The 22,204-nt window shown below is 64.5% G+C and carries 26 protein-coding genes and 1 pseudogene; 8 read left to right on the forward strand and 19 right to left on the reverse strand.

Translation table 11 applies throughout. The annotated features are described in order from the left end of the window. The 6 genes from ABZ449_RS20820 to ABZ449_RS20845 form a co-directional block, all read right to left on the reverse strand. A partial coding sequence (locus ABZ449_RS20820; RefSeq protein ID WP_360347679.1) for a phosphoadenosine phosphosulfate reductase family protein occupies positions 1 to 386 on the reverse strand: 386 nt, incomplete at its 3' end. Beyond that, entirely contained in the window at positions 383 to 964 is a 582-nt protein-coding gene (gene cysC / locus ABZ449_RS20825; RefSeq protein ID WP_360347885.1) for an adenylyl-sulfate kinase, read from the reverse strand. The genes cysC and ABZ449_RS20820, both read right to left, overlap by 4 nt. A gap of 52 nt (positions 965 to 1,016) precedes the next feature. Continuing rightward, on the reverse strand, positions 1,017 to 1,718 hold the full coding sequence (locus ABZ449_RS20830) for a phosphoadenylyl-sulfate reductase (protein WP_360347681.1): 702 nt from the start codon (positions 1,716 to 1,718) through the stop codon (positions 1,017 to 1,019). After that, complete coding sequence (locus ABZ449_RS20835; protein ID WP_360347684.1) at positions 1,699 to 1,881, reverse strand: hypothetical protein; 183 nt, start codon at positions 1,879 to 1,881, stop codon at positions 1,699 to 1,701. Before ABZ449_RS20835 ends, ABZ449_RS20830 begins: the two co-directional genes overlap by 20 nt. A gap of 61 nt (positions 1,882 to 1,942) precedes the next feature. After that, entirely contained in the window at positions 1,943 to 3,667 is a 1,725-nt protein-coding gene (locus ABZ449_RS20840; protein ID WP_360347686.1) for a nitrite/sulfite reductase, read from the reverse strand. 197 nt (positions 3,668 to 3,864) lie between these two features. Next, the gene (locus ABZ449_RS20845; protein ID WP_318264789.1) at positions 3,865 to 3,948 is read right to left on the reverse strand and encodes a putative leader peptide; all 84 of its coding nucleotides are present in this window, start codon (positions 3,946 to 3,948) and stop codon (positions 3,865 to 3,867) included. Between the two features lie 178 nt (positions 3,949 to 4,126). Here ABZ449_RS20845 and ABZ449_RS20850 point away from each other — a divergent pair, with 178 nt between their 5' ends. Further along, entirely contained in the window at positions 4,127 to 5,569 is a 1,443-nt protein-coding gene (locus ABZ449_RS20850; RefSeq protein WP_360347689.1) for a YihY/virulence factor BrkB family protein, read from the forward strand. 187 nt (positions 5,570 to 5,756) lie between these two features. Here ABZ449_RS20850 and ABZ449_RS20855 read toward each other — a convergent pair whose 3' ends face one another. Beyond that, positions 5,757 to 7,319: an FtsW/RodA/SpoVE family cell cycle protein gene (locus ABZ449_RS20855; protein ID WP_360347692.1), complete on the reverse strand. Its 1,563-nt coding sequence runs from the start codon at positions 7,317 to 7,319 to the stop codon at positions 5,757 to 5,759. Between the two features lie 284 nt (positions 7,320 to 7,603). Here ABZ449_RS20855 and ABZ449_RS20860 point away from each other — a divergent pair, with 284 nt between their 5' ends. Next, positions 7,604 to 8,734 (forward strand): cytochrome c oxidase assembly protein, encoded by a 1,131-nt coding sequence (locus ABZ449_RS20860; protein WP_360347695.1) that lies wholly within the window; start codon positions 7,604 to 7,606, stop codon positions 8,732 to 8,734. A gap of 276 nt (positions 8,735 to 9,010) precedes the next feature. Here the strand turns inward: ABZ449_RS20860 and ABZ449_RS20865 are convergent, their stop codons facing one another. From ABZ449_RS20865 to ABZ449_RS20875, 3 genes are all read right to left on the reverse strand, one after another. Beyond that, positions 9,011 to 10,213, reverse strand: coding sequence for a tyrosine-type recombinase/integrase (locus tag ABZ449_RS20865; RefSeq protein ID WP_360347698.1), 1,203 nt, complete (start codon positions 10,211 to 10,213; stop codon positions 9,011 to 9,013). A 49-nt stretch (positions 10,214 to 10,262) separates the two neighbouring features. Next, on the reverse strand, positions 10,263 to 10,460 hold the full coding sequence (locus ABZ449_RS20870) for a helix-turn-helix domain-containing protein (protein ID WP_360347888.1): 198 nt from the start codon (positions 10,458 to 10,460) through the stop codon (positions 10,263 to 10,265). 1,697 nt (positions 10,461 to 12,157) lie between these two features. Next, positions 12,158 to 12,985: an AAA family ATPase gene (locus ABZ449_RS20875; RefSeq protein WP_360347701.1), complete on the reverse strand. Its 828-nt coding sequence runs from the start codon at positions 12,983 to 12,985 to the stop codon at positions 12,158 to 12,160. Positions 12,986 to 13,184: 199 nt separating this feature from the next. Between ABZ449_RS20875 and ABZ449_RS20880 the strand changes: the two genes are divergently transcribed. The 6 genes and pseudogenes from ABZ449_RS20880 (at position 13,185) to ABZ449_RS20905 (ending at position 16,457) form a co-directional block, all read left to right on the forward strand. Next, positions 13,185 to 13,412 carry a hypothetical protein gene (locus tag ABZ449_RS20880; protein ID WP_360347703.1) on the forward strand — a complete coding sequence of 76 codons (228 nt, stop codon included), beginning with the start codon at positions 13,185 to 13,187 and terminating at the stop codon, positions 13,410 to 13,412. Further along, positions 13,390 to 13,908: a DUF6879 family protein gene (locus ABZ449_RS20885; RefSeq protein ID WP_360347706.1), complete on the forward strand. Its 519-nt coding sequence runs from the start codon at positions 13,390 to 13,392 to the stop codon at positions 13,906 to 13,908. Before ABZ449_RS20880 ends, ABZ449_RS20885 begins: the two co-directional genes overlap by 23 nt. 19 nt (positions 13,909 to 13,927) lie before the next feature. Then, positions 13,928 to 14,137, forward strand: a pseudogene (locus ABZ449_RS20890) (helix-turn-helix transcriptional regulator); the annotation flags it as partial. A 48-nt stretch (positions 14,138 to 14,185) separates the two neighbouring features. Continuing rightward, positions 14,186 to 14,788: a DUF5753 domain-containing protein gene (locus tag ABZ449_RS20895; protein WP_360347891.1), complete on the forward strand. Its 603-nt coding sequence runs from the start codon at positions 14,186 to 14,188 to the stop codon at positions 14,786 to 14,788. A gap of 449 nt (positions 14,789 to 15,237) precedes the next feature. After that, positions 15,238 to 15,486 carry a hypothetical protein gene (locus ABZ449_RS20900; protein ID WP_360347708.1) on the forward strand — a complete coding sequence of 83 codons (249 nt, stop codon included), beginning with the start codon at positions 15,238 to 15,240 and terminating at the stop codon, positions 15,484 to 15,486. A 527-nt stretch (positions 15,487 to 16,013) separates the two neighbouring features. Next, positions 16,014 to 16,457, forward strand: coding sequence for a hypothetical protein (locus ABZ449_RS20905; RefSeq protein ID WP_360347711.1), 444 nt, complete (start codon positions 16,014 to 16,016; stop codon positions 16,455 to 16,457). Between the two features lie 150 nt (positions 16,458 to 16,607). Here the strand turns inward: ABZ449_RS20905 and ABZ449_RS20910 are convergent, their stop codons facing one another. The 9 genes from ABZ449_RS20910 to ABZ449_RS20950 all read right to left on the reverse strand — a co-directional run bounded on the left by ABZ449_RS20910 (position 16,608) and on the right by ABZ449_RS20950 (position 22,097). Next, positions 16,608 to 16,814, reverse strand: a complete 207-nt coding sequence (locus ABZ449_RS20910; protein WP_360347714.1) for a hypothetical protein — start codon at positions 16,812 to 16,814, stop codon at positions 16,608 to 16,610. A 48-nt stretch (positions 16,815 to 16,862) separates the two neighbouring features. Further along, positions 16,863 to 17,306 (reverse strand): pentapeptide repeat-containing protein, encoded by a 444-nt coding sequence (locus tag ABZ449_RS20915; RefSeq protein ID WP_360347716.1) that lies wholly within the window; start codon positions 17,304 to 17,306, stop codon positions 16,863 to 16,865. 464 nt (positions 17,307 to 17,770) lie between these two features. Beyond that, positions 17,771 to 18,007, reverse strand: a complete 237-nt coding sequence (locus tag ABZ449_RS20920; protein WP_360347719.1) for a hypothetical protein — start codon at positions 18,005 to 18,007, stop codon at positions 17,771 to 17,773. A gap of 113 nt (positions 18,008 to 18,120) precedes the next feature. Continuing rightward, the gene (locus tag ABZ449_RS20925) at positions 18,121 to 18,537 is read right to left on the reverse strand and encodes a hypothetical protein (RefSeq protein WP_360347722.1); all 417 of its coding nucleotides are present in this window, start codon (positions 18,535 to 18,537) and stop codon (positions 18,121 to 18,123) included. Positions 18,538 to 18,661: 124 nt separating this feature from the next. Further along, positions 18,662 to 19,024 carry a DUF5615 family PIN-like protein gene (locus ABZ449_RS20930; RefSeq protein ID WP_360347724.1) on the reverse strand — a complete coding sequence of 121 codons (363 nt, stop codon included), beginning with the start codon at positions 19,022 to 19,024 and terminating at the stop codon, positions 18,662 to 18,664. Further along, positions 19,017 to 19,253, reverse strand: coding sequence for a DUF433 domain-containing protein (locus ABZ449_RS20935; protein WP_360347726.1), 237 nt, complete (start codon positions 19,251 to 19,253; stop codon positions 19,017 to 19,019). Before ABZ449_RS20935 ends, ABZ449_RS20930 begins: the two co-directional genes overlap by 8 nt. Before the next feature lie 48 nt (positions 19,254 to 19,301). Continuing rightward, positions 19,302 to 19,652 (reverse strand): hypothetical protein, encoded by a 351-nt coding sequence (locus ABZ449_RS20940; RefSeq protein ID WP_360347729.1) that lies wholly within the window; start codon positions 19,650 to 19,652, stop codon positions 19,302 to 19,304. Positions 19,653 to 19,708: 56 nt separating this feature from the next. Next, entirely contained in the window at positions 19,709 to 21,202 is a 1,494-nt protein-coding gene (locus ABZ449_RS20945; protein ID WP_360347732.1) for a DUF87 domain-containing protein, read from the reverse strand. 13 nt (positions 21,203 to 21,215) lie between these two features. After that, positions 21,216 to 22,097, reverse strand: coding sequence for a replication-relaxation family protein (locus ABZ449_RS20950; RefSeq protein ID WP_360347735.1), 882 nt, complete (start codon positions 22,095 to 22,097; stop codon positions 21,216 to 21,218). Positions 22,098 to 22,204: the final 107 nt, after the last annotated feature.

Consider the following 22,204-nt stretch of genomic DNA (forward strand, 5'->3'; position numbering starts at 1 on the left):
AGGGGGACGGTCTGCAGGGGGTTGCGGGTGCCGTCGGGGCGTTCGCGCAGCCGGCCGTCGTCGATGAAGTCCTGGACGTGGGCGACGTGCAGGCGAAGGTTGTGCCGGGCGGCGACGCGGTCGCGGTAGGCGATCACCTCGGGGAAGTTGTGCCCGGTGTCCACGTGCAGGAGGGAGAAGGGGACCGGCGCGGGGTGGAAGGCCTTGAGCGCCAGGTGCAGCATGACGATGGAGTCCTTGCCGCCGGAGAACAGGATCACCGGGCGTTCGAACTCCCCCGCGACCTCGCGGAAGACGTGCACCGACTCGGCCTCCAGCGCGTCCAGGTGCGACAGCGCGAAGGGGTTGTCGTCGGTGCGGACCGGGCTGTCGGTCACGGTGGTCATGCCAGGCCCCTCTCGGTCAGGAAGGCGTGCAGTTCGGCGGCGGAGTCGGCCACCTCGCGGCCCTGCGTCTGGATCCGCAGCTCCGGGGTCTGCGGGGCTTCGTACGGGTCGTCCACGCCGGTGAGACCGGAGATCTCGCCGGCCGCCTGCTTGGCGTACAGGCCCTTCACGTCGCGTTCGGCGCACAGTTCGACCGGGGTGGCGACGTGGATCTCCAGGAACGCGGTGCCGGCCGCCTCGTGCCGCTCGCGCACGGCGGCGCGGGAGTCGGCGAACGGGGCGATCACCGGGGCGAGCACCTTGACGCCGTTGGCCGCCAGCTTCTCGGCGACGAAGCCGATCCGGGTGACGTTGGTGTGCCGGTCCTCGCGGGAGAAGCCGAGGCCCTTGGAGAGGAACTCGCGGATCTCGTCGCCGTCCAGGACCTCGACCTTGTGGCCCTCGGCGCGCAGCCGGTCGGCCAGCGCGAAGGCCAGGGTGGTCTTGCCGGCGCTGGGCAGCCCGGTCAGCCACACGGTGGCGCCGCGCTCGCAGGGGGCGGCCGTGGGGGCCGCCTCTGCGGCTCCGTCGGCGGCCAGGGCATGTGCTGTCACGGGGTCTTCCTTACCTGGGGGTGGGGGTGATGACTGGTCAGAGGTGGATGCCGCACTCGGTCTTGCCGGAGCCGGACCAGCGGCCGGCCCGGGCGTCCTCGCCCTCGGCGGGCTTGCGGGTGCAGGACAGCGGGGAACAGCCGATCGAGGGGTAGCCCTCCCACAGCAGCGGGTTGAGCAGCACGCCGTGCTCGGCGACGTAGGCGTCCACGTCCTGCTGGGTCCAGCGGGCGATCGGCGCGATCTTGACCTTGCGGCGCTTCGGGTCCCAGGAGACCACCGGGGTGTTCGCCCGGGTCGGGGACTCGTCGCGGCGCAGCCCGGTCGCCCAGGCGTCGTAGCCGGCCAGGCCCCGGTTGAGCGGCTCGACCTTGCGCAGCGCGCAGCACAGGTCCGGGTCGCGGTCGTGCAGGTGCGGCCCGTACTCGGCGTCCTGCTCGGCCACGGTCTTCAGCGGGGTGAGCGTGATGACGTTGACCGGCATGGTCGCGGCCACCGCGTCCCGCGTCCCGATGGTCTCCGGGAAGTGGTAGCCGGTGTCCAGGAACACCACGTCCACCCCCGGGAACACCGAGGACGCCAGGTGGGCGACGACCGCGTCCTCCATCGAGGAGGTGACGCAGAACCGCTCGCCGAAGGTGTCCGCGGCCCACCGGAGGACCTCCTGCGCGGAGGCCTCCTCCAGCTCGCGGCCGGCCTTCTCCGCCAGCGACGCGTGGTCAGTCGCGGTGCTGCTCATGGGACGCACCCCCGTGGTTGGTCGGTGACAGCAGGCCGAGGAACTTCAGCTGGAAGGCGCGGCGGCAGCCGTGGCACTCCCAGGCGCCGTGTCCGGCCTCGGAGGGACGCAGGTCCTCGTCCCCGCAGTAGGGGCAGAAGAAGGGGGCGGCCCGCTCGCTCATGCGCCCACCTCGCTTCGCTCGGCGGTCGCTTCGTGGGGCACGGTCCGCCGGCTGCGCTCGCTCACGACAGCTGCTCCTCGCTCGCCCGGGCCGCCCACTGGGCGAAGCGCTCGCCCTCGGTGCGGTCGGCCCGGTAGCGGGTCAGCACGCGCTCGACGTAGTCGGGCAGGCCCGCGCTGGTGACCTTGAGGCCGCGGACCTTGCGGCCGAAGCCGGCCTCCAGGCCGAGCGCGCCGCCGAGGTGCACCTGGTAGCCCTCGACCTGCTCGCCGTTCTCGTCGGTGACCAGCTGGCCCTTGAGGCCGATGTCGGCGACCTGGATGCGGGCGCAGGCGTTCGGGCAGCCGTTGATGTTGATGGTCAGCGGCTCGGCGAAGTCCGGCAGGCGCTGCTCGAGCTCGTCGATGAGGGTGCGGCCGCGCTCCTTGGTCTCGACGATGGCGAGCTTGCAGTACTCGATGCCGGTGCAGGCCATGGTGCCGCGGCGGAACGGCGAGGGCGTGACCCGCAGGTCGAGCGCCTCCAGGCCGGCCACGACCGACTCGACGTGCTCCTCGGCGATGTCGAGGATGAGCATCTTCTGCTCGGCGGTGGTGCGCACCCGGTCGCTGCCGTGGGCGGCGGCGAGGTCGGCGATCTCGCCGAGCAGCTTGCCGTGGACCCGGCCGACGCGCGGCGCGAAGCCGATGTAGTACCTGCCGTCGTTCTGCTTGTGCACGCCGACGTGGTCGCGCCAGCGGGCGGCGGGCTCGGCCGGGGCGGGGCCGTCGACCAGCCGGTACTTGAGGTACTCGTCCTCCAGCACCTGGCGGAACTTCTCCACGCCCCAGTCGGCGACCAGGAACTTCAGCCGGGCGCGGTTGCGCAGGCGCCGGTAGCCGTAGTCGCGGAAGATGCCGATGACGCCGCCGTAGACGTCGGCCACCTCGTCGAGCGGGACCCACGCGCCCAGCCGCACGCCCAGCTTGGGGTTGGTGGACAGTCCGCCGCCGACCCAGAGGTCGAAGCCGGGGCCGTGCTCGGGGTGGACCACGCCGACGAAGGAGACGTCGTTGATCTCGTGGGCGACGTCGAGCAGCGGGGAGCCGGAGACGGCGCTCTTGAACTTGCGCGGGAGGTTGGAGAAGTCCGGGTTGCCGATGAAGCGGCGCTGGATCTCCTCGATGGCGGGCGTGCCGTCGACGATCTCGTCCTCGGCGATGCCGGCCACCGGGGAGCCGAGGATGACGCGCGGGGTGTCGCCGCAGGCCTCGGTGGTGGACAGGCCGACGGCCTCCAGCTTCTGCCAGATCGCCGGGACGTCCTCGATCCGGATCCAGTGGTACTGGATGTTCTGCCGGTCGGTCAGGTCGGCGGTGCCGCGGGCGTACTGCTCGGAGACCTCGGCGACCGCCCGCAGCTGGGGGACGGTCAGCCGGCCGCCGTCGATGCGCACGCGGAGCATGAAGAACTCGGCGTCCAGCTCGTGCGGGTCCAGGATCGCGGTCTTGCCGCCGTCGATGCCCTCCTTGCGCTGGGTGTAGAGCCCCCACCAGCGCATCCGGCCGCGCAGGTCGGCCGGGTCGATCGAGTCGAAGCCCCGGTGCGCGTAGACCGTCTCAATACGTGTCCGCACATTGAGACCGTCGTCGTCCTTCTTGAACTGCTCGTTGGCGTTCAGAGGGGTGTAGTGGCCCATGCCCCACTGGCCCTCGCCGCGGTGGCGGGTCACCTTGCGGGCCGCCGCGGGGCGGCGCTCGGCGGCGCGGTCGGCCGGGGGCTCGACGGTCTCGGGGGAGGTGGCCATGGTGAAGTCCTTCGGGGCAGGTGGCGCTGGCGCCGAATGGGTCGCGGGGCGTGCTCGGCCGTGCGGTGCCACTCTGACCTGCGGATTTCTCAAGGCCTTGAGGGCAGTGACCGGGACCGGGCGGGCGCCTGCGCATCCGCTGCGGCGGGGATGGCGGGGGGTTCGGCGCCGGGTGCGGTGGTGCGGCGGAGTGGGGCTCAGGTCACCGGACAGATGGCGCTGGACACGCGAAGGAGATCGACGTGGAGTCGACCTACCAGGGTGGTTCCGGCGCTAGACATGGCAAGAGATTCGCATGGCCCGGGACTCGCGGTCCACTAACATCCGAATACTGGACGCTGAGGTTTCGTCATGTGGGACATTCGGACGTTCCCGCCGTTCCCCGCCCGGGCGTCCGGCCACGCGCCCGTACCCCCGGGGAGATCAACCGCGCGGCCCCGGCCCGATACGGTGGGCCCTGTGCAAGCAGCAGGCGATACGAGCAGAGCGAACGCCGAACGGCCCTCCCGGCGCCGGGGCAAGGGCTCCCGACGCGCGGCCAAACAGGCCACCTGGCGCCGTACGGCGTGGGAACTGGTGAAGGACACCACCAACACCTGCGTCGAGTACCGGGTCACCGGGCTCGCCGCGGAGGCGGCCTTCTTCACCCTGCTGTCCATCCCACCGCTGCTGCTCGGCCTGGCCGGCACCCTCGGCTACCTCGACGAGTTCCTCGGCGCGGGCACCATCGACCGGCTCAAGCACGACATCGTCTCGGCCGCCGGGACGGTGCTGTCGGACTCCTCCGTCAAGGAGGTCGTGGTCCCGCTGCTGAACGGGGTGTTCGACCACACCCGGCCCGACCTCGTCTCGATCGGCTTCCTGCTGTCGCTGTGGTCCGGCTCCAGGGCGCTCTACATCTTCATCGACACCATCACCGTCATGTACGGGCTCGACGGCAAGCGGGGCATCGTCAAGACCCGCCTGATGTCGCTGGGCCTCTACTTCGGCGCCCTGGTGATCGGCTCGCTGGTGCTGCCGCTGCTGATGGCCGGGCCGGGGCTGGTGGAGAACGCCGTGCCGGGGGTGGCCGGGCTGGTCGGCGCCCTCTACTGGCCGGTCGCGATCGTGCTGCTGATCGTCTCGCTGACCACCCTCTACCACTTGGCCGTCCCCGTCTCGACCCCGTGGCGCGAGGACGTCCCCGGCGCCCTGGTCGCCCTGGTGGTGCTGGTCTTCTGCAGCATCGGCCTGCGGGTCTACCTGGTCAGCTCGGTCGAGGGCCCCTCGGTGTACGGCTCGCTGGCGGCGCCGGTGGCCGTCCTGCTGTGGATCTTCGTGGTGGCGCTCGCGGTGCTCATCGGCGCCGCGATGAACGCCGCGATAGACCGCCGCTGGCCCACCCTGGAGACCGCCGACGCGCGCGCCGAGAACGAACGCGCCCACGAGGAGGCGGCCGCCGCGGTGGTCCGCGAGGTCGCCGCCCGGCGGGCCGTCGAACGGGCCCGGCGCGCCCGCGAGCTCGGGCTCGCCGAGGGCGTCGAGGAGGAGTGGGGCGAGGACGAGGGCGAGGACCTCGACGTGCCCTCCGAGTACCCGGAGCGGTGGGCCGACGTGCTGGCCGCCGACAACGTGCGCGGCCGGCTCACCGCCCGCGGCGGGCCGCACCACCGGCCCGCACCGCCGCCGCCGGACAGCGACCGGCCGGCCGGGCCGCCGCAGGGGGCGCAGGCGGGGCCCGATGCCGGGCCGGTGGGGCCCGGCTCCGGGCCGGTGGGGCCGGGGTCGGGGCCTGGGAGGCCTGGTTCCGGGCCGGTGGGGCCTGGGCCGGGGCCTGTTTCCGGGCCGCCGCAGGGGCCGCCCGGGCAGCAGGTGCCGGGGTATCCGCCGCGACCGCCCCGGCCGCCGTGGGACGAGCGGTAGGCGGAGCGGAACAGCGGCGAAGGACGGGGCCTCTCCCGCGGGTGCGGGGGAGGCCCCGTCGTGTCGGTGGGATGGCGTCGTGTCGGTGGGGTGGGGCGGGGTGGAGAGACCGGGCGGGGTGAGGTGAGGTGCGGACGGCGGGTCAGGGGGCGGCCCGGCGCGGTGGGAGGGCTTCGGCGGGGCGCGGCTAGGTCGGGGTGGAGGGGTCGTCCGCGCCGGAAGGGCCGTACGTGCCGGACGGGTCGAACGCGTCCGAGGGCGGCGGGGCGGACGGGTCGAACGCGTCGGAGGGCGGCGGGGCGGACGTGGGCTGATCGGCCCGCCAGGGCCGTTCGACCGGGCGGGCCTGGGCCGGGAACGGCTCCGGGGAGGGCGGGGGCGGGTCCAGGGCGGTGCGCCCGGAGGAGTCGCTCAGCTTGATCAGCAGCGCCACCATCAGCCAGTTCGCCAGCAGCGACGAACCGCCGGCGGCCAGGAACGGCAGTGCCTTGCCGGTCAGCGGGACCAGCCCGCTCACCCCGCCGACCACCACGAACACCTGGAGCGCCAGCGCCGCCGACAGGCCGGTGGCCAGCAGTTTGCCGAACGGGTCGGTCAGGCCGACCGCGGTGCGCAGACCGCGCTGGATCAGCAGCACGTAGACCAGCAGGATCGCGGTCACCCCGGCCAGGCCCAGCTCCTCGCCGATGGTGGTGAAGATGAAGTCGCTGCGGCCGGCGAAGCCGATCAGCCAGGGCCGTCCCGAGCCCAGGCCGGTTCCGGTGAGGTGCCCGGTGCCCAGGCTGAACAGCGCCTCGGCGGGCTGCTCGGAGATCGCCTTGTCGTGCACCGGCTTGTAGTAGTCGAGCGGGTGCAGCCAGGCCTCGACACGGCCGTGCACATGGGGTTCCACGGTGCCGACCACCGCCGCGCCGCCGACCGCCATCAGCAGGCCGAGCACCACCCAGCTGGTGCGCTCGGTCGCCACGTACAGCATCACGACGAAGACGCCGAAGAAGATCAGCGAGGTGCCCAGGTCCCGTTCGAAGATCAGCACCAGCAGGCTGACCACCCAGACCGCCAGCACCGGGCCGGCGTGCCGTCCGCGCGGCAGGGTCAGCCCCCGGACCTTCCGCCCGGCCAGCGCCAGCGCGTCCCGGGCGGCCATCAGGTACCCCGCGAAGAAGATCGTGATCGCGACCTTCACGAACTCGTCCGGCTCGAAGGAGAGCCCGAACAGCCGGATCCAGCGCTTGGCGCCGAAGCTGTCGCCGGGGGAGAACACCGGCGCCGCCAGGAGGACCAGCGCACCCGCCATCAGCAGGTAGACGTAGCGCTGGAAGAAGCGGTGGTGCTTGACGAGGACGATCAGCGCGAGGGCCACCGCCACCGAGACGAACACCCACATCAGCTGGGAGGGCGCGGCCGGGAGCTTCTGGTAGTCGCCCTTGGCGGCGTGCGCGGCCTTGTAGCTGAAGTCCAGCCGGTCCAGCAGCACCAGCCCGAAGCCGGTGAGGAAGACGCCCAGCGGCAGGATCAGCGGATCGGCGTACGGGGCGAACCGGCGCACCGCCAGGTGGGCCGCCCCGGCCAGCGCGCCCAGCGACAGGCCGTGCACCAGCAGCCCGGGCGGCATCCGGCCGGTGAGCGCCAGGTCCGCGTCGACGTGTCCCGCCAGACAGACGGCCACCGCGAGGGCCAGCAGGCCCAGTTCGATGGTGCGGTGGCGCGCAGCGAGGCGGCGGCCGTCGCCGCGTGCAGTGGTTCGCACCTGTTCGTCATCCCTCGGTCGAGCGCATGGCGGGTCCCGCCGTCGGCGCACCCTGCCAGACGTCCGGGTCCTCGCCGCGGTTGCCGGAAGGAGCGGGCCCGGGGCAGAACTTTGCCTGGGCAAAACCTTCTCGGGGCTCGGTAAAGCCCTGTTCAGGCCCGGGTATAGAGGGGGGCCCGGGTGCGGCGGGGCCCACCCGCGGGGACATCATGGCCGGGCGCCGGGGCTCCGGCGTGGGGTGCCCGACCGGCCGGGGCCGCCGGGACGGACGAGGTGAGCGGGCGATGAACGCAGTGGTGGACGGCGCGGCGGTCGGTCCGGTGGGTGGTCCGGTGGTCGGTCCGGTGGGCGGTCCCGGCTCGGTGCTCGCCTACGGCGGGCCGCCGCCGTGGCGGTGGTCCGACCTGGCGACCTCCTGGACGGCCGAACCGCTGGTGCTGGTGCTGTCGGTGCTGCTCGGTGTCTGGTACCTGGCGGCGGTGCGCAAGGTCAACCGGGCCGGGGGTGCGCGGGCGGTCGTGGGCGGCGGGCGGGCGGACCCGGGGGCCGGCGGTGGGCGGCCCGTGGCCCGCTCCGGCGGCGGGCGCTGGCAGCCCACCCGTACCGCCGCGTTCCTCGGCGGGCTGCTGCTGTGGGTCTGGTGCACCTGCTCCGGCCTCGGCGTGTACGAGCGGATCCTCTTCACCGACCGGGCCGTGCAGGTCGTGCTGCTGCTGATGGTCGTTCCGCTGCTGCTCGCGCTCGGCGCACCGGTCTCGCTGCTGGTCGAAGCGGCGCCGGCGGCCCGGCGCGGGCGCGTCCTGCGGGCACTGCGCAGCCGCCCGTCCAGGGTGCTGATGTTCCCGGCGGTCTCCACCGCGCTGCTGATGGCGCCGCCGTGGCTGCTCTACTTCACGCCCTGGTACGCGTGGTCGGTGTCCAGCGGGATCGGGAACGTGGTGCTGCACCTGGCACTGGTGCTGCTGGGCCTGGCGTACTTCTGGCCGCGCCTGCAGCTCGACCCGGTCGGGCACGAGTACCCGCACCTGGTCGGGCTGTTCATCACCTTCGCCGAGGTGATCTTCGATGCGGGCCTCGGGATCGTGCTGATCTACGGGGGCCACCTGGTCGCCGAGCACTACTACCTGGCGCTCGGGCGCCCGTGGGGGCCGAGCCTGGCGCAGGACCAGACCTGGGGCGGCAACGCGTTCTGGGTGCTGGGCGACCTGGTCGGGCTGCCGTTCCTGGCCGCGCTGGTGCGGCGGATGGTGGTGCAGGGGCGGGAGGAGACCGAGGCCGTGGACGCCGAGCTGGACGCCCGCTTCGCGGCGGCGGCCGCGCAGGCGCGGGCGGCGGGACGGCCCGAGGAGGAGGAGACCGGGATGCGGCCGTGGTGGCTGGACGACCCGAACCTCAAGCACCGGTACGGGGCGTAGCACGGGTTCCGGTCGGTGGTGGTCGAGCGGCGGTCGGCGGCGGTCGAGCGGTGGTCGGCCCCGGTCGAGCGGTGGTGCGCGGCCCTCCTTCGGCGGGCCAATGTTGCTCCTCAGGGGCGTCTTTGGCAGCCACCTCACCACATTTCCGCAGGTCACAAATAACAGCCCCCTCGCTACTGCCTCAGAACGGCGAGTTTCCAAGGAGTTTGGCCGAGGGAGCTGTTATCAAGAGGTTGCTTGTGTCACATTTGGTCACATTCGCTAACGATCTTTTCCTCATCCGAGCAGTTGTCCCAGCTTGTCTGCGCCTGCCTTGAGACTCTGCGGATCGGGATGCACGTAGACCCGTTTGGTGAAGGACAAGTCGGTATGACCAGCCCACGCGGAGACCACCGTGTCTGGCACGCCATTGTTCGCCATCCAGGAGAGGACGGCGTGGCGGGCATCATACAAGCGAACCTTGCGCACCCCTGCCTGCGCCATCAGTCGGTACGCTTCACGCCGGAGTTTGTTCGTCTTCAGCGGCCTACCCAACTCATCCACAATGACGTAGCCCGATTCCTCGTACGCCTCCCCTGCCGCGAGTTTTTCACGAAGCTGGCCGACACGGGTTGCCTTGAGCGCCCGAAACACTGGAGACGGCAGCGGTAGCACCCGCCCGCCGGCATCCGTCTTAGGCCCCTTTTCCACCACCTTGGTCCGTTCCATAAACGGTCGACTCCGGTCGTAGACGAGGGTCCGCGTATTGCCAACGGCGATCGTCCCCTCCGACTCCCCAAGCCAGACGTCCTCCTCCCATCGAGCACCGCACACCTCAGCCGGCCGTTCAGCGATAAGCGCCAAGAGCATCGCGCCGAAGAGGCGGTCGTCCTTGCTTCCTTCGATGAAGGCGTGAACCTCGCTCTCGTCCCACGGACGGCGCGCCTGCCTTGTCTGGGCCGCCTTGTTCTTCACCTCACGCGTCACCCGGACATACTGAGCAACATTTCGGACCAACCACCCGCGGCGAATTCCAAGTGTCAGCGCGGCGCGAAGCCGACTCACTGTAACTTGAATGGTGGATACGGCAAGCCCTGTTCCCGGTGTCCCTCCGCGTTGACGAGCGCTGGTCGCCATCCAGTCAATAAGCGCCTCGACATCCTCCTCAGTCAGTTGCTGAATCCGCATGTGTCCGAGAAACTCGCGCACGGGTCGCAAGGTGGCGTAATAGTTGGTGGCAGTCGCCTCTTCCACGTCACGAATGGCACTCTTAAGCCACAGCTCCAACAGCTCGTTCACCGTCATCTTGGACGGCGCGACATAGCTTCCAGTCGCGCGCTCATGGCGAATCCGAGCGTAATCGTCCCGAGCTTGTTTCTTCGTGTCAAAAGTCCGGCGAATCTGCTGACGCTTGCCGTCCGGCCCTGGCGGCGCATCGATGACAAATCGGTAGCGCACCGTGCCGTTCTTAAGGGTTATCTTTCTGATGGGATCAGCCATTACGCACCGTGCTTAGGTGAAGTCCCCCCTGGTGGTGTGATACCTGGGCCTAGCACGCCTCCAGGTAGGCGATGAGCGATGCGGTGATCACCCGGTATCGGTTGCCAAACTGAACGACCCGAAAGGGTACGGTTCCCCGTTTGATCAACTCGTACAGGTGGGATCGGGAAATACCCAGGGCCAATGCCACACGCGGGACGTCAACGGTGGCTGCCCAAGATCGAATCTCATCAAGCGTGGGTTGCATCAAGCACCAACCCCTCGAAGAGTCAGCTGGAAAATCACGAAGCGCTCGACTGCACGAAAAGAGCTAGCCTGCGGGTAATAGCAGTATTACCTAACAGATGGCCGATAAACCTACTGGAACCAACAAAAGCGAACAGTTTGGGTACCCGCAGAACCCTCAGCTGTCCGAAAACTGACCAGAAGCCCCCACCCAGCTCTAGCTGCCCCACTAATCAGCACCAGGGCTCTCGTGGCGAGCCTTGACCGGCACTTCGCTTGCCGGAACACCCCGCCCGGCAGGCCGAGAAGAACCAGCTGCACAGCTCGGCACGAGCCCAAGGATCGCGGGTGGCAACGCCACCACTCCGTTGATCGCAACGCGATCCCACTCATCCGCGTCAGCGGCTCATTGCTGGCCGGCGGAAGGAAGGTCTGGAAGGAATGCCGCCGAGCCAGCCACTGTGTCCCCCCTTGGGGGTGGACTCGAAGCCTGCAACTTGCCCGAAGGGCCATTGCGAAACCATGTGCAGGCGTAGAGGACGGGGGGAGTCAGCCGCGCCACCGACCGCAGGGAGCTTGGCATCACCCCTGGGGCGCGGCTGACTCCCCCCGTCTTGAAGCCACCCGAACCCGCTGGTCAGCGGGCCTTTCCTTCCAGCTACCAACCGCCCGAAGGGCGCTCCCCTTGCTACCGCCGGTCATACCGGCTCACGTACCGGCCAGAGGCGGTACACCACCCGACCCGAGTAACAGGCCTGCTCGATCAACTCCCTTACTCACTTCCCGGTCGGCTGATACAAAGCGCAAAGGAGTGATGCAGTGCTTTGCGGATCGAGCTAGTTAGGACCACTCGCGGCGACAGCCCAGGTACTCAAGGGCGCAACGACCCCTCCCCCTTAAATCCCCGGGGGTAACGATTACTGGTAGCCTGACCGCTTTTCTCCCCGTTGCGTAGCAACGAAAATTCGTGTTGGCGTGTTGTTTAAAACGGGATCAGTGTCTCATGCTCTCCCGGTGATGAACCGAGTGCCTTATAGCCAACGTGCGTCAGTAATCCAGCTGTGAAATCTCACTACCGCTGGAGCTCCGTAATCAGTGAAGCAGATAAAACCTTGCCTGCACAGTCCCGGCCCCGGCACCGGCCTAGGTACCGGGCCCGGCCCGGTACCGGTACTAGTACCGGTACCTCTCAGTCCTTCGTTTCCTTTATGAAAATTCGAAAAGGTATTTTGCTGGTGACAACTGAAAGGCTTTGGAAACCAGAACCGGTACCGGTACCGGTACGCAAGAACTAGTGGTCTCTGGAGGAGGCTGCAAGGATTTCTGCGAAGAGCTCGGTGATCGTCCCGCGGTAACCCTTCCGGGATTTCTGGTCTAGAATTGGCCGAAGTACAAAGTAAATATCCAAGGCGTCACGGACCATGGCGGCTCGACTACCTGTCAGGCCCCGACTCTTCTCCGCCGCAGAAAGTGCATCAAGAGCTACTACTTGATCTTCAAACGGATCCACGGGGTACCGGCGAATAATTAGCCGCTTCTTGAATTGGAGGGGTTCCGGGTCTGGTACTAGTACCGGTACCGGGGCCGGTACCCGATTGCCTTCATTGCGCCTTGCTTCGGAGAAGAAAACCGATCCACGGAGATCATCCGGAGACGTAACGCTTACTTTCCCGTCCTGTGCTTTTGCTATTTGTGTGAGCTTATCGAATCTTCCCATGATTAGATGCGCAGGTTCTGCGCCTTAGCTATCTCTTCGATTTGCTGAGGGCTCGCGTGGGTGTAACCCTGAACGGCAAGATCGATGAGCAGTTCAAAGCACACCTTAATGGCGTCACGAGGAAGCCCCTTGGTGTAGGCATAGAGCAGGTGATAGGCCTGCTCGGCGGTCGACTCCTCAAACAAGGAGTCGCGCCGGCCTGCGACAGTAAGACGGAACTGGATCATGTCGCGAAGGTCCTCAAGGGACATGGCACTCATGGCGATAGGAAACATGCGGGATGCCAGCTCACGGTAATTTACAATCTTGGTTCCCAACTCCTCCTGTCCGACCAGCACGATTTGTAAGAGCTTGGTCTTGTTGGTTTCAAAGTTCAGCAGGTAGTGGACAAGCTTGAGTTGCTCGCGGGTCATGTACTGAGCCTCATCGACCAGAAGAACCGGAATCTTGTCGTCCTCGAACTGCTGGAGAAGAAAGGCCTCGAAGTTTCCCAGGGAGGCGGCATAGGAACGCTCGGTCTTCACGTCAAAGCTCTCCATGACCAACCGGAGAAATGCATTGCTGCTTTTCAGGTTAGGGGAGATGAGCAGCTTGACGTTGAAGCGCTCGTCCTGGCTTAGCTTCTCGTGGAGCCGGCGAACCAAGGAGGTCTTGCCGGAGCCGATGGGGCCGTACATGTAGATCGGACCAATGCGGTCACGGGCCATGAACTCGCATTTGGCCAAGGCCTCTCGAACCTGGGACGAGAAGTACAGGAACCGCGGATCAGGGCTTGTGATGAACGGATGCTCAGTGAGTCCGAAATGTCTGACAATTGCATTGATATCCATATTGCGCAACTACTACCAAATATGGCAAAGTTGACGCAATTTGTCAATATGGCAATAGAGTTGGGCGAAGTCGACATTCCCGGAAAAACTGCATAAAAGAATGCTTGCTGAGCAAGTTCGAGCAAGTTGGGTGTGCCGCAGTTGTAGATGGTGCAAGCTCAGTCACAGTGATCGACCACGACCGCCAAGGAGACTCACCATGGCACTGCAAAAACTCGGTCAGGACCCCAACAGCCCCGAGGGCAAGTCGCCGACCGTGTACTACGACTCGGAGACGGACAACTACCTCATCCAGGGGTGGAAGGTGCCGGACGAGAAGCGGCGTTCGCAGCTGGACCTGCCGGACAACGAAGATGTCGTTGAGTTCCCCAAGCGCATGATGCAGTTCTTCCCGGAGGTTAACGGTGGCGGCAGCACCCACGCTTGAGGAACTGCTGCGTGGTTGCCAGACCTCGGCGCTTCACCTGGAGCTGCGCGATGGGTACATGCGGGACGACCCGATGTTCCTGCGCTGGCAGGCAGGCCACCGGTACGACCAGGGCGACCGAGGGTCATGGTGGAGTCCGTGGCTTGAGCTGGTGAGCGAGGTCACCCGCCGGGGCGTGGATGTCCGGAGGGCACGGGTTGTCTCAGAGCCGGTGAGCGAGTATGTCCGGTTTGAGCATGACGTCACGTTCCGTAACCTCGCCTCCGGCGAGCAAGTCCGTTGGCTCCCGCGCAGGCAAGCCACCGACCTGGCGTTGCCGGGTAACGACTTCTGGTTGATCGATGGCCGGCTCGCCATGATTCACCACTTCAGCGGTGAAGGCGACTTCCTGGATGATGAGGTAACCACCAACCCGGCGGTGGTGAAGCTGTGCTCATCGGCGTTTGAGGCGGTCTGGGAACGAGCAACTCCACACGAGCTCTACCGACTTCACTGATCTCCGCAGAGAACCCTCCGTGTCCTCATCCTCGTCCTCATCGAGCGTTCAAGACGCTCGCCGTGCTCTTGGGCAGCGCCTGCGTGACATCCGTAGAGACTGCGGGCTAAGCGCGCGGGCGTTGGCCCAGGCCGCCGGGTGGCACGAGTCGAAGTGCTCCAAGCTACAGAGTGGGCGGACCACCCCGTCCGAGGCTGACATCAGGATGTGGACGTCCTGTTGCGGGGTTCCCGAGCAAGCGACCGAGTTGATCGAAACGCTTCGGGGCATCGAGGGTATGTACATCGAGTGGAGGAGGCTGGAGCGGGCCGGCCTCAAGCACGCGCAGGAGAGCGTCCGCCCGCTGTTTGAACGTACGCACCGCTTCCGGATGTACCAGTCCTGGGTGATCCCTGGCCTGCTCCAGACCTCCGAGTACACCCGGGCAGTTCTCAACACGGTCGTTGCCGTCCGGGGTACACAGAACGATGTGGAGAACGCCCTGGCTGTGCGGATGGAGCGCCAGCAGGTACTTCGAAGCGGTGACCACCGGTTCGCCTTTCTCATCGAGGAGTGGGTGTTGCGAACCGTCATCGGTACCCGCGACATCCTTATCGGACAGTTGGGTCACCTGATCGCCGTGACCTCCGGTGCCCTGCCAGCAGTGAGCCTGGGCGTCATCCCGCTTGGCGTAGCCCGCGGAGCGGGCTGGCCGGTGGAGTCGTTCACCATGTATGACGATGAGCAGGTCAACGTGGAGTTGGTCTCCGCGCACCTCACTGTCACCCAGCCGGCCGATCTTAGTGAGTACGGCCAGGCCTTCGCCGAGTTGGCGAGCATTGCCGTCTATGGCGCTGAAGCTCGCGCCCTGATCACCGCGGCCATTGCCTCACTCGGCTGAACAGCGAGCAAGTTGAAGCAAGTTTGTTGAGGCGTCTTACAGCCTGCTCCTACCGTCCAAAGCGGAAAGAGCAGTGCTGTTTCAAGCTAAGGGACAGGCAGCAATGACCGAGCTTGAGAACGAGGCGGACGTCCGCCGGGATCACCACCACGAGGCCGAGACCGCTGCCGCTGCCCTGCGGACTGCGCTCTCCCTGAACGGCTTGCCGGGCCTGCCCTCGCTGGACGCGGCCCCCGAGGTTCAGGGATTGCGGGAGGGCGGCTACGTCTACCTCGGCGGGTGCAACGCCCGGACCGCACAAGCAATCGCAGACACGTTGATGCTCCACGCCCGCTGGACGGGTCGAGTGATCCCCAGCTCGGCTGACGTCCGGCTGCTGACCAACCTGCTGGACGAACCCACCGCCGAACAGCTCCCTCCCCCCTCACACTTCCCCAAGGAGCTAGCGCATGAGCACCAAGAACGAGCCCTCCCCGCCGCCGGCCGCCACCACGGAGAAGAGCTGGACGCCGCAGGAGGGAGAGGTGGTCACGCTCCTTAAGACTGGTGAATTCATGCGGATCATGTCCGTTCACTCCTTCGGAGTCTTCGTCCGCCCGGTCAGGGGCGGCCGAGAACAGATCAAGCGGGTCTGGGAGCTGGTTCCCCCAGAGAACGCGCCCGGAGGGTTCAACGACTGGCAGGCAAGCCGCGGATAGGCCGGCAGGCTCGAAGGCCTGGAGGCTTTGGCCGATGTCCTGACGCGGTTGGGGGAGCGGGGAGGCCGTACGCTCACCAGCGGATCGGGCAGCCCCGCCTGCCCGCAAGAGCCCGATCTGGCCTCTCTGCTTGCGGGGCCCCAGCCGCGTGAGGTGGGTAAAACCTCCAGGCCGCTGAAACGAAGCCAAGAAAAAGGGGGTCGTAGGTTGTGAAGCGGCTTGTTAGCCAGGTGCGCGCTTAATAAAGCACATCGTGTTTTCACATCCAAAGACCCCCATTTATAGAAAAAGCCCCGCAGGCGCTAGTCATGAGCGCATATGCTCAAGCCAGTCCTACGTGGACTCCTGTTGTTCTGTTGTGTATCTAGTTGTTGCGGCGATCCCTGCGGCGTTCGCGCTGGTCACGCCCAATGCTCCTGGCCAATCCATTAATGAATGACCCTACGCAAAGGACGCCCCAGTAGGAAGACCCGGAAAACCAGTGGGTGGCTAGTGCAACCCCTGGCAGGATAGCCAGGAATGTAGACATGAGATTCTCCAAGCCTCTTCGTGGCGCATTGAAGAAGAATCCCAGAAGAAATCCCAGAGCCAGGAAAACGGCGAGTGTTATGAGCGCTCGCTCCGTCATGGTGTTTCACCTCCTCTCAAGGAGAGGGTTGGTTGAACTACTGCTCGCGGTTGAGTCCGCGAAGAGCCTCCCAGTACTTACCCACGGCTTTGTCAAGCTGCCTTCCGGCTTCCTCACGCTGCTTATGGGATTCGAGATACTGCTGGTCGAAATCATTGCACCGCAAGCGGGCTTCGACATACTTCCGTGTTGCTTCCTCAAGCTGCTGCTTGAGTTCTTCGACTTCCTCAGGAGTCATGGCATTCACCTCCTCTCGGTGAAACCTTCCTATTTGAGAAATGGCGCCCGACCGGCGACCTTGCCGTCTTGCGACTCAATGGCCTTCGGGCTCTCGTGCGGCTGATACTCAACGCCGCTGTCATCCTCCTCGGGATGCTCATCCTCAGGCCACAGCCACGGCATTAGCTTTGGCTTCACCGAGGGCTCGTCACTCTTTGAGTGACCAGTCTGACCCATGGTTTTCACCTCCTCTCAAAAGAGAGGGTTGGTTGAACTACTGCTCGCGGTTGAGCTCATCAAGAGCGATGTTGTACTGCATCTGAAGTAGAGAGAGCCGTTTTTCGGCTTCCTCATGCTTCCTCTCGGCTTCGTTGTACCGAAAGGCAGCTGCAATATGCTGCCTATCAGCCTTTTCGTGCTGGACCTCGGCTTCATCAAGCTCTCGCTTGATTGCGGCCAACCTTTCAGGAGTCATCGTCACGGTCTCACCTCCTTTCGGTGAGAGGGTTTGTTGTTTGTCTCAGGCCCGTTAGAGGATTGCTCCTTGCTCTCGGGCATACTGCCGAGCTGAAACGCTCAGCTGTGCTCCACGAAGGTTTACCCCGCTGAGGTCCGCCCCGTAGAAATCCGCACCGCTGAGGTCCGCCTCACTGAGGTCCGCCCCACGGAGGTCCGCCCCATAGAGCTTTGCCCCACGAAGATCAGCTCCAACAAGGTCTGCCTCGCAGAGATCAGCTCCGCGAAGGTTTGCCCTGCTGAGGTCAGCCTCACGGAGGTCTGCCCAACGAAGGTTTGCCCCACGGAGGTTTGACACAAAGAGGTCCGCCCCACGGAGGTTTGCCACAAAGAGGTCCGCCTCACAGAGGTCTGCCCAACGAAGGTTTGCCCCACGGAGGTTTGCCCCTCGAAGGTCCGCCTCGCGGAGATTTTTATCTCCAGCGAGCACACGAGCCACATGGTCAGAATTAGCCATGGTCTGTTTTCACCGCTTTCAACTAGGTACGTTTTCAAAGAACTTGGAGAATGAATTCTCCACCTCCGCTTATACCAAAAACTATGAGATAAATCAATAGGGAAAATGGAAACACAACAAAAAGCCCCCGCCGATAGAAAGGGCGGAAGCTAAAAGTGGTTACGGAAGATTTGCTATGGGCTTGATATGGGCCTGGACGGCGCCTTACAGGCATGAAAAGAGGGTGCAGAATTTTGATTCTGCGACATGCCGGGTGGTCATACAGCAGTGCTATGGGGCAAGAAAAAGGGGGTCTGTAGGTTGTGAAGCGGCTTGGTAGCCAGGTGCGCGCTTAATAAAGCACATCGTTTTCTCACATCCATAGACCCCCATTTATAGAAAAAGCCCCGCAGGCGCTAGTCATGAGCGCAAATGCTCAAGCCAGTCCTACGTGGACTCCTGTTGTTCTGTTGTGTATCTAGTTGTCAGGAAAGGTCATCGCGAGAAGCGATGTCCTTCTCAAGCTGCTTACAGTACCGGCGCATACGGCGCATTCCCCAGAGCAGCACACCAACGCAGATGGCAAAGATTACCGTCCACACGCAGTCGTGCAAATAGATGGCAAGCGCCATCTCCAAGCACACAAAAACGAGCAGAATGATGTAGACAATCCGCCAACGGCGTTCCCGCCGCAGTTCTTCCTTGGCTTCCTCAGGAGTCATGGTTTTCACCTCCTCTCGGTGAGAAATGGTCAGTGTTGGGTTGGACCCGTACTCCTCACAGCTTAGTGATAAAAACTCATTAGGAGGTCTCGCCGGGAGTTGCAGATGTGCCGTCAGGTAGCTGCGAGCACCACGACCAAAGAGCCCCAAAACGTCCCGTGACAATGTACGGGATGCCAGTCAAAGTAATAAGCCCTACTAGAATGCAGCAAACTATGAGCAGCACCTGCCAAATTACCCAGCCGGCGCAAATCAGTAGAACTAGTAGCAACCATCCCAAGCCAATAAGGGGTGAGAAGCAAACCAGCAATGCCCGCTTCAGAAAGGGTGACATTAATTTCACCTCTTCTCAAACTAGATACGTTTTCAAAGAACTGGAGAATAAATTCTCCACATTTGCTTATACCAAAAACTATGAGATAAGTCAATGGGGAAAATTGCAAGCTGAAGCTAAAGCGAGCAGATGCGTGAATCGGTAAAACTATGAGCTCTTTTCTTCCTTCTGGCGAATGATGTTCCGGCCCGCCCACCGCGTCAAGGCCAAGCCCCTTCGGGGTCCTTCGGAGCCTTGACCCGCTGCACTGCCCGGAAGAGCCGCCAATTAAGGAAGGAAAAGGGAAAGCTGGTCAGGGGTAAGGAAGACAGGTCCGAGTGCTATGCGTCCGGTACCTCTCCGAGTGCCACATACTTGCCGGTGAAGTGAGCGGGGCCGTGCCTCATCAGTAGCGCTGTAAGCGTGGAGTCGGTACGAGGCGATTTCCAATGGGGGGGAATCCCTATGACCCCTGATCCACCAATTGCAGTGAGCAAGGGCTTAAAGTCCTTGACGTTCTTGGTGACCAAGATTCGATCGAGGGCTGTTGCCAGTTGGTAGACATGGAAATCGGACGCACCGGCTTGCCGAAGATTCTGAACTACGTGTTTCACGTCAAAGTGTCTGTTGGTGCGAGGGAATTCGCGGCGACCAGGTAGTTGCTCATCGAGAAGGAGCTTATGTTTATAGAAGGTCTTAGGCATGCTGGTGTTGTGATGCCAGGGAGGGTAGAACGTTTAGAGCGGCATCAAGGGCCTCGCTGATTGCCCCCTCAAGAGTGGCCCTCTCCACCCAGTTGTACATTTCATGAATGCGATCCAGCGAGTAGCCGTCCTTCATGCGCCAAAGAATCACATCGATTGGAATGCGAGTACCTTTAATGACCACCGCCTCGCCGCCGTATATTTCTGGATCGGAATGAAGATATTTCATAATTCCTTATAACAAAATCCGCGCCATAAAGTCAATCACCGATGATGTTTAGTCCAGGGGTGTCAAATTGAGGTGCTGTTCAAGGCGAGCGATGCGCTGGTCTTGATGAGCATCTTTAACATGCTGAAGCCTCTGAATCTCCTCTCCAATGTGCGCAAGGTTTTGACCAAGGTCCCCATGCTCTTTGCGTGATTCTTCTTGGAGGTCCTTGAGCCTTTCTTCGGTCTTCTCTTGCCTCAGCTCGATCTTCGTCAAGCTAAAACGAGCCTGCCCTAATCCGCGCTTGATAGTCTCAACATCAACCCGGATGTCTTCCTGCCCTTTGCGTAGATTCTCGATCTGGCGCTGAAGAGGCGCAAATACTTCCTTGAGTTGATTTATTTGTTCTTCGCTAAACATAGGTTGTTCTATTTATAACAAATTGGCCCTGTCTGAATCAACGGGCAAAAAGGCGGCTATTTCAAACTTCTGGGCCTTGCTGAAGAGGAGCGGTAGAGGATCGTCCGGCTGGTGTGTCTCGGGGGCCTGCGCCGCCGGATAAGGGCGGTCGTGTTGTTCTTGGCTTTAAGGGTGGAAACACGAGCGGGGGGTGCTTCGAAGTACCGGTGAAGGTAGTAGTCCTCAACCCCGGCAACCGTGGCGGGGGAGACGTTAAGGCCGGGAAGGGTTGGCGTTCGGACCTTGCGGACCTGGTCGTTGGGAAGACGGATGTAAGCCTCTCCCACCTGGAGCTGCTGCACCGACTGGACCTGTCGCTCCCACTGCTCCTGGAGGGGGTAGTACGTGGGGTGCGTGCGCTCCTCGGCCTGCTCGTTGGAGACGGTGTGCTTGACCTCGTCCGGGTTGACGGTGCCGAACATCCGGGCTGAGTACTCGGCGTCAGGCCGGCCGGCTTTGAGGATGACCTCAAGCCCCACGTTCTGAAGTGCGCCCTTGAGTCGGTCGGAGGCCTGGCTCCAGTTCTGGTGGGCCATGACGCAGAACAGGTTGTACTTGCGGGTCTCCGACAGCATCCGGGTGAGGGCTTCTTCGCTCTGGGCCATGAACTGGGAGAACTCATCGAGGATGAGGTGGTGTGAGCGCCGCGGAACGATTGTCCCCAAGTTGGCCCGGCTTAAGGCCGCTGCCTCCATGCCAACGGTGAGCAGGCAGCCGAAGAGCCGGCGGACATCGGGGGAGGGGAGGGCCAGGTTGATGATCACCGAGGTCCCTGAGTCGATGATCCTTCGGAAGTCGAGAGCGTTTCGCTCGTGGCCCAGGGCGTAGCGCAGCACCGGGGAGAGGGTGAGCAGGTCGGCCCGGTTGAGGGTCGACTCCTTCATCAGCGGGGCCTCGCGTCCCCACTGGTCCATGCGCATCCGGAAGAAGCGGATCACCTGGGGGTCGGTGACCCGGGCCAGGACGGTGGTTCGGAGAACGGGGTCGACCAGAAGATCAGAGAGCTTGGTGAGGGGCAGGCCTGCTTGGCGAAGCGCGATCACGGAGTGTTTGAGGATGTTCTCGAAGGTCGGGGCGCCGTGGGCCAGCTCGGGCCAGGCACGCCGTGCTGCCTCGGCAACATGCTCGGCCATCGCGTGATCGTCATAGGGCTGACGCAGGTAGTTAAACGGCAGGTACCTGCCCTCGGCGGCGGCCCGGGGGATGTCCAGGTACATGAGGGCCTGGCGCTGGTGCGGGGTGGTGAGGTCGCCTTCGGCCACCAGGTGGGCGAGGACGAGACGGGCCAAGTCGCCGTGAGGATCAATGAGGGTGACAGGCATCCCGGCGCGGTGCAGGGAGAGAAAGAGCGAGGCCAGGAAATAGCTCTTGCCTGAGCCGGTCTTGCCCAGCACGTGGGTGTGGACTTGGGCTTCATCGCTGGGTAGGGAGAGGGTACGGGGTATCAGGTGGCAGGTGTGGTAGGTCCCAAGCGGTATGCGTGGCAGTCGCTGCCATCTGAACCAGCCCATGGCAAAGGCGAGTTCAGCTCTGCCCCTCCTCTGGCAGATCGAGCAGGCTGACTGGCTGGGGCCGGTCGGCGGGGAACCACAGGGCCCCGAAGAAGAAGGCTTCCGGGGATACCGCACGTGGTGAGGTCTCGGTGAACAGGAAGACGTCACTAAGGGCCGGCTGGCCGATGCCTTGCAGCTCCTGGGTCGTCCAGGAGCAGAGTTGCCTCCTGCGGGTGGTGGTGGGAACCACGGTCGCCACGGTGAGGTTATCGGCATCGAAGATTTGCCGGTAGGGACCCAGGGCCCAGGCCGTGAGGGCGGCGACCTTGCGGCGCCAGTACTTCTGCTCCTCGGTGCCGCGGTCAAGCTCCAGGGCTACGTACACGGGCTCGCCGGCCACGGCCAGCTCGAACCACGCATCGGGGATGACAGCTACCGGCCGGGCCTGGGGATCACCGGCCGGCTGGACGCGTACGGCCTCGCGCTTGAGCTGGCGCTCGGTGAACAGCCGAGGCATGGATACAAGGGGGTGCTGTCGGTTGAGAAGCTCGGCGGACACGAGGACATCGACCGCGGCGAGGGTGTGTTCCATGAAGGGGTTGTCCCGGGCCTTGGCACGTTCCTCGGACGGGCGGTAGTAGGCACTGGTGAGTCTGGCTCCCCGGGCCATAAGGAACCGCCGGCCTTTGTCGGCCAGGGTGAAGACGTGGGGAGCGGAGCCGACCTGGGGGGTCGGAAGCTCGCGGAGCCTGAGAAGGTATCCCGATTCAACAAGGCGGCGAAGGCGGCGCTGGGCGTACCGGTTGTCATCGTGCTGGTTGGGATAGAGAAGGCGGGCAACCTGGCCCGCGGTCATGTAGTGGAACTGGTTGACGGCACGGAGGATTTGCTCGTCTACCTCGCCGATTCTCACGGACTTGGTGTGCTGATTGGTAGAAAGGCCATTCATCGAGCAACCACTTTCGCAAAACGGCGTGAGAGATACACCCCCAAGGCCGTAAGACTCCCGTAAGAGAAGTC

It is taken from the genome of Kitasatospora sp. NPDC005856, assembly GCF_040629945.1.
Taxonomy (GTDB): Bacteria; Actinomycetota; Actinomycetes; order Streptomycetales; family Streptomycetaceae; genus Kitasatospora.